At 67.9% G+C, this 246-nt stretch carries 1 protein-coding gene; it reads right to left on the minus strand.

Annotated elements, in window-relative coordinates; translation table 11 throughout:
• Window positions 1–64: 64 nt before the first annotated feature.
• Window positions 65–246, minus strand: a 182-nt coding sequence (locus tag N7568_RS24920; protein ID WP_261612323.1) for a hypothetical protein, incomplete at its 5' end; no start/stop codon positions are given.

The raw sequence follows: 246 nt of genomic DNA on the forward strand, positions 1-246 counted from the left end.
ATGCCGGTCTGCTCGTCCACCAGGGTGTGCACGGGAAGCAGGCCCAGGGCTTCGGCTGTTGTGGTCATGATTCTCCGTGGTGGTTCAGATGGTGCGGCAGCATCTCGGGGGTGGTGGGCGCCCAGCGCCATGTGTGGGGCTGGTCGCCGGGTTCCCACTGGAGGACTGACGGGCGGGGGTTTCCACGGGGCTGGGCGCCGGGTGGATCCCAGCCGTTGGCAGCACCCAGAAAGTCCTTGATCCGGG

Source organism: Paenarthrobacter aurescens, assembly GCF_025421775.1.
Classification (GTDB): domain Bacteria; phylum Actinomycetota; class Actinomycetes; order Actinomycetales; family Micrococcaceae; genus Arthrobacter; species Arthrobacter aurescens_B.